Here is a 5030-nt window from a genome sequence, read left to right on the forward strand (position 1 = left end):
TGGAGCTTCTGCTTTTCCTTGAGCTTCTGGACCCTTCCGGGCTCCCTGTGGAGGATAGCCCTGATGTGCTCAAAGCTCTCAAGGTGGCGATAGAACTCGGTAAAAACCCTGTCAAGCTCCTCATCGCTGAGCCTGTCGTTTGCCTCTTTGGGGAGCTCAACATCGTGGGGTGTAATGTCCAGATAGCTCACCCTCCTCCTTATCTCTCCTTCGTCTATCTGGAGTATCTTTGCTATTCTATCAATCATACCACCTAGCTGTTCTATCAATTATACCACCTAAAATATGCAGATTTTTACAGAAATAACCACCTTCTTTTTGTCATAGACAGAGAGCCATTCAGGGCTATCCTTTAACCAAAGGATGGTGATGTTTGAGGAAGAAGACCTACGTATTTGATGGAGAGACTCTTGAGGTTCTCAATACCCTGAAGATTGAGCTCGGCAAGAAGGAGACCCAGATAATAAGGGAGGCTCTCAGGCTCTACTACGAGACCCAGAAGAACCACAGGGAGATACTCCTCTCCGCAAAGGAGATGGAGAGGAAACTGGGAGATATTGAGAGAAGGCTTGAGAGGATTGAGGACATGCTTAAGGAGATAAGGGATAGGATATAATTTAATCTGGAGGTCTCCGAGGTGGGTGATATTGAGAAGGTAATAATAATCGGAGGAGCCTGTGCCGGTCTGACGGCAGCTATATACACTGCGAGGGCAAAGCTTGAACCTCTCCTCTTTGCAGGGCAAATGTTCGGCGGTCAGCTCATGATGACCTCGGACGTTGAGAACTTCCCCGGCTTTCCTGAGGGGATTCAGGGACCTGAGCTAATGGAAAGGATGCGCCAGCAGGCGGAGAAGTTCGGGACGAGGATAATATATGAGAACGTCATAAAGGTTGATTTCAAGAGCAGACCCTTCAAGGTCTGGGCTGGAGGCGAGGAGTACTTGGCTGAGAGCGTGATAGCTGCCACCGGTGCCCGCCCGAGGATGCTCGGTCTTGAGTCCGAAGCCCTCCTTATGGGGAAGGGGGTCTCCTACTGCGCTGTCTGTGACGGAGCCTTCTACAAGGACAAGGATGTGGTCGTTGTGGGCGGCGGGGACTCGGCTATGGAGGAGGCTCTGCATCTTACCCACCATGCGAGGAGCGTCACCGTCATACACAGGAGGGATAAGCTCAGGGCTTCAAAGATTTTGCAGGAGAGAGCTTTTGAAAACCCCAAGATAAGCTTCCTCTGGGACAGCGTGGTTGAGGACATATACGACGTTAACAAGGGAAGCGTGACGGGTGTCCTCATCAAGAACGTCAAGACAGGGGAGCTATCGGAGCTCAGGTGCGACGGTGTCTTCATAGCGATAGGTCACGAGCCAAACACAGATATATTCAGGGGACAGCTCGCCCTTGACTCCCACGGCTACATAAAGGTTCACGACCACGTCAAGACATCCGTTGAGGGCGTCTTTGCTGCAGGGGACGTTCACGACAGGAAGTACAGACAGGCTATAACAGCCTCCGCCTTCGGATGTATGGCAGCCCTTGAGTGCGAGAAGTACCTATCGGAGAAAGGGATAGTTTAAGGAACCACCTTTCCGTCCCTGAGCCTGACTATCCTGTTGAAGAACTCCCTGAGGTCTGGATTGTGGGTTGCAACAACGAAGGTTATCCCTTCCTCCTCGTTAAGCCTCCTGAAGAGCTCAAATATCCTCCTTCCCTCCTCCCAGTCTATGTTTCCGGTCGGCTCGTCAGCCAGTATCAGGGCTGGTTCGCTTATGAGAGCCCTCCCTATCGCCACCCTCTGCTGTTCACCCCCCGAGAGCTGGCTCGGTTTGTGTTTAAGCCTGTGAGAGAGCCTCAGGAAGTCAAGAATCCTGATAGCCTTATCCTCTGCCTTCTCTATACCGAGGAGCTCCGCCACGAGGAGAAGGTTCTCAAGGACGTTGAAGTCCTCAAGGAGGTAGTAGAACTGGAAGATGTAGGCTACCCTCCTCTTCCTGAACTCTGCCAGCTCGTCCTCGTCCATCAGGCTTATATCCTTGCCGAAGAGGAAGACCTCTCCTCCCGAAGGTCTGTCAAGCCCACCTATTAGGTGAAGGAGGGTGCTCTTCCCAGAGCCAGAGGGTCCCATGATTCCAACGAACTCCCCCTCTTCTACCGAAAGGCTAACTCCCCTGAGCGCCCTCGTTCCGTCGGGATAGACCTTCCATAGCTCCTTTGCCTTTACCACCTCTTTCATCACTCGTTCCTCAGCACGCTGACTATGTTTTCCTTTGCAGCCCTCAGGGCGGGAAGAAGGGAGGAGAAGAAGGAAAGGAGAAGCGTCCCGATGAAGGTTGCACAGAGGTCAAGGGGCTTTATGTGGACTGGTATGTAGCTCATCATGTAAACCTCCTCGGGAACCCTTATGAGCCTGTACTCGTTCACAAAGTATGCTATGAGAAAGGAGCTTGCCACACCGAAGATGGCACCCAGAATGCCGATGCTCATACCCACGGTCAGAAATATGCCGAGAACTCCCCTCGTCTTCATACCGAAGGTCTTCAGTATTGCTATGTCCCTGACCTTCTCCTTTGCCTTTACGAAGAGGAGGCTCGTTATGTTGAAGGAAGCTACGAATACCATAAGGAGAAGGACGAGGAAGAGGGCTAACTTCTCCAGCTGAAGGGCGTTGAAGAGCGGTTTGTTCAGGTCTATCCAGGAGCGGACTATGACGAGGTCGCTTGAGATAGCCCTTTCTATTCGCTCCCTCACCTCCTGAGCCCTGTAGGGGTCCCTTATGTACACCTCTATGCCCTCAAGCTTGAAGCCCCTCTTGAAGAACCTCCGTGCCTCCTTCTCCTTCATGAAGACTATCACGAAGTCCCTGTCGTAAGCTCCTGTGTGAAAGATACCCCCTATCCTCACCTCCTTTGTCTTTGGTATGAACCCCGTAGGGGTCCTTATACCCATCGGAAAAACGAGAACCGCCTTCTCGCCTGCGGACACACCGAGGACATCGGCAACCCCCTTCCCTATCACGAGGTCCTCAAGCTCTCCCTTTACGAGGTGCTTACCTATCATCTCCCTGAAGACTTTCTCCCTGTAATCAACAGCCTTCACGGTGACGGGTTGAAGCCTCTCCTCCTTTCCGAGTATGGCGCTGTATAGGATAAAGGGCAGGGTTCCCTTTACACCTCCAACTCCCTCTATCTTCCTTCTCAGCTCTTCTATGTCCGCTTCCCCCACAACGCTCACAACTATGTGGGGTGCTGTTGAGAGTATCTTCTCCTTGAGGGTGTCCTGAAAGCCGGTGAACACGCCGAGGGTCAGGAGTATGGCGTTCACACTCAAAAACACACCGAGGAAGGAGATAGATGTTATGAGGAGGGTGTTTCCCTTAACGGAGAGGAGATACCTCAGGGCTATGCGGAGGGTCAGCCTCATTCGGCAAACCTCAGGGACTGGATTATCTCCCTCTGACGGGCTATGACGTACTTTCTTATCTTGTTTATCTCCTCCTTCGGAAAGCTTACCTCAAAGCCGAGCCTCACATAAACGTCCTTACCGAGACCCACTATGTTTCTTAGCCTCCCCTTCCCCTTGGCGGTTCCATTGTTGGGGAGCTCCACCGCAATATTAAACTCAATTGACTCGTCCTCTTTTAAGTTCTCAAGCCTTTCCTTGACGAAGTCAATGAAGTCCCCGTGCTCCTTGGCACTGAGGGAGAAGCCTACCCCGGTTTCACTTATATCCTTTGCGGGGAGCCTGAAGCTGTGTCCATCAAACTCAAGCTCAACCATAACGGGCTTGTTCTCGTCGGGCTCAACCCTGACAGCTCTCCTCTTTATAAACTCAGGAGGCTCAACGAAGTTCTCCACGGTGAGGACGAGCTCTTTGCCCAGGTTGCTGAACACCTGCGTCTGGGCGTACTCTTTGGAAGAGAGCTTGACATAAACAGGGTCAAGGGTTGAGAAGGCTGCTCTGAGATGGCTCTTCCCCCAGTCAAAGCCCAGGAGCCTCCCCTCGTCGTCAACCCACTTCAGTCTCATGCTTGCCTTTACAGGGACCTCCTTGTACTTGGTGATAACGTCGTAGCACTCTCCAACCCTAAATATCTCAGATACCTTTAGCCTGCTCATTGTTTTCCGAATAGTATAAACGAGTTTTGATGGGCTTGACACAAGGAGGGGAGATACTTATAATACTTCCCTGTCTCCGATGGCTGCCCCCATCGTCTAGCCTGGCCTAGGACGCCGGCCTTTCACGCCGGAAACGCGGGTTCAAATCCCGCTGGGGGTGCCATTTGTTTCTAAAATATGAACACCCGGGAAATAAGTACCTAAACTGGTCAGACCACTCTGCTGTAAAATATAAAAGGATTAGGATGAAGTATCTATTGCTATGGCTGATCTCCCTCTCGTTATTCCTATCATCCTGCTCCTATATGATCCCCCAGAGTGGACCAAGTACAACCGCTGTGCTGACAGCAGATGAACCGATAGTTGTCCTTACCCTGAATCCGGAGATAACCCTTAAGCTAAAGAGAGAAAAGGAGGCTTTCAGGGAAAGGCTCAGAACCTTCCTCTCCCAGCCCTATTCCCCGAGGATAGGTAGGGGTGATGTAGTTGAGATATACATATACGAAACTCCTCCCCCAGTCTTCCTCTCAGCATCTTTATCCCCTCAGGGATACGGAGGCGGAATGGTCTCCGCAGCTCTTCCGCCCCAGCTTGTGGATGACGAAGGTTATATAAACGTTCACTTTGTGGGAAGGGTGAAGGTCCTGGGGAAGAGACCCGAGGAGGTCTCAAGGGAGATAGAGAGAAAGCTCGCAGGGGTTGCCAACCGTCCTCAGGTTGTGGTCAAGGTCCCTGCCTTTGCCTCCTCCACAGTAACGGTCTTCGGTCATGTCAGGGAAAGCAGGAGGGTCCCCCTCGGGTACAATACGAGCACCCTCCTTGATGTCCTTGCAAGCGTCGGTGGTGTGACATCGCCCATAAACAAGACCCTCGTCAAGATAAGTAGAGGGAGAGAGGATATAACCCTACCCCTTGAAGA

The 5030-nt window shown here is 51.9% G+C and carries 7 protein-coding genes and 1 tRNA gene; 4 read left to right on the top strand and 4 right to left on the bottom strand.

Features of this window, described 5'->3' with window-relative positions; all coding sequences use genetic code 11:
* On the bottom strand, positions 1-248 hold a 248-nt coding region (locus AC1HCM_RS07755), incomplete at its 3' end, for a globin family protein (RefSeq protein WP_479461198.1).
* 125 nt (positions 249-373) lie between these two features.
* Between AC1HCM_RS07755 and AC1HCM_RS07760 the strand changes: the two genes are divergently transcribed.
* On the top strand, positions 374-616 hold the full coding sequence (locus AC1HCM_RS07760; RefSeq protein ID WP_479461199.1) for a ribbon-helix-helix domain-containing protein: 243 nt from the start codon (positions 374-376) through the stop codon (positions 614-616).
* A 21-nt stretch (positions 617-637) separates the two neighbouring features.
* A complete protein-coding gene (gene trxB / locus AC1HCM_RS07765) occupies positions 638-1573 on the top strand; it encodes a thioredoxin-disulfide reductase (RefSeq protein WP_479461200.1) in 936 nt (311 codons plus the stop codon).
* Here trxB and AC1HCM_RS07770 read toward each other — a convergent pair.
* From AC1HCM_RS07770 to AC1HCM_RS07780, 3 genes are read right to left on the bottom strand one after another with little or no spacing between them, the layout of a single operon-like run.
* Positions 1570-2229, bottom strand: coding sequence for an ABC transporter ATP-binding protein (locus AC1HCM_RS07770; protein ID WP_479461201.1), 660 nt, complete (start codon positions 2227-2229; stop codon positions 1570-1572). The genes trxB and AC1HCM_RS07770 overlap by 4 nt on opposite strands.
* Positions 2229-3416, bottom strand: coding sequence for an FtsX-like permease family protein (locus AC1HCM_RS07775; protein WP_479461202.1), 1188 nt, complete (start codon positions 3414-3416; stop codon positions 2229-2231). Before AC1HCM_RS07775 ends, AC1HCM_RS07770 begins: the two co-directional genes overlap by 1 nt.
* Positions 3413-4111, bottom strand: coding sequence for a PilZ domain-containing protein (locus AC1HCM_RS07780; RefSeq protein WP_479461203.1), 699 nt, complete (start codon positions 4109-4111; stop codon positions 3413-3415). Before AC1HCM_RS07780 ends, AC1HCM_RS07775 begins: the two co-directional genes overlap by 4 nt.
* 85 nt (positions 4112-4196) lie before the next feature.
* Between AC1HCM_RS07780 and AC1HCM_RS07785 the strand changes: the two genes are divergently transcribed.
* Positions 4197-4274 (top strand) — tRNA-Glu (locus tag AC1HCM_RS07785).
* Positions 4275-4449: 175 nt separating this feature from the next.
* Positions 4450-5030 (top strand): polysaccharide biosynthesis/export family protein (locus AC1HCM_RS07790; protein WP_479461204.1); only part of this gene is annotated, 581 nt, incomplete at its 3' end.

It is taken from the genome of Hydrogenivirga sp. (assembly GCF_056450045.1).

Coding starts and splice junctions, on each gene's coding strand:
- AC1HCM_RS07770 (WP_479461201.1), bottom strand. CDS start 2,229: ATGAAAGAGGTGGTAAAGGCAAAGGAGCTATGGAAGGTCTATCCCGAC.
- AC1HCM_RS07775 (WP_479461202.1), bottom strand. CDS start 3,416: ATGAGGCTGACCCTCCGCATAGCCCTGAGGTATCTCCTCTCCGTTAAG.
- AC1HCM_RS07780 (WP_479461203.1), bottom strand. CDS start 4,111: ATGAGCAGGCTAAAGGTATCTGAGATATTTAGGGTTGGAGAGTGCTAC.